Raw genomic sequence first — 310 nt, 5'->3', positions numbered from 1 at the left:
ACTACCTCGTCGAGCAGATCGCCGCCGGCGAGGCCTTTCAGGTGGTGCCCTCGCAGCGCTTCGAGATGGACACCGACGTCGACCCGTTCGAGGTCTACCGGATTCTGCGTGTGACCAACCCGAGCCCCTACATGTACCTGCTGCATGTGCCGAACAGCGTTGGCGCAACGGACTTCTCGATCGTCGGCTCCAGCCCCGAAGCACTCGTCACCGTATCCGAGGGCAGCGCGACGACGCATCCGATCGCCGGCACCCGGTGGCGGGGACAGACCGAGGAAGAAGATCAGCTGCTGGAAAAGGAGCTGCTTTC

The 310-nt window shown here is 63.9% G+C and carries 1 protein-coding gene; it reads left to right on the top strand.

All coding sequences use genetic code 11. The annotated features are described in order from the left end of the window. Positions 1-310: chorismate-binding protein (locus FQ389_RS17555; RefSeq protein ID WP_186296506.1), on the top strand; the 310-nt coding region annotated here is incomplete at both ends.

The sequence above is a fragment of the Mycobacterium tilburgii genome, from assembly GCF_902168065.1.
GTDB classification, from domain to species: Bacteria; Actinomycetota; Actinomycetes; order Mycobacteriales; family Mycobacteriaceae; genus Mycobacterium; species Mycobacterium tilburgii.
The sequence above is the reverse complement of the archived record's forward strand: the minus strand, read 5'-3'. Positions and strand labels throughout refer to the sequence as shown.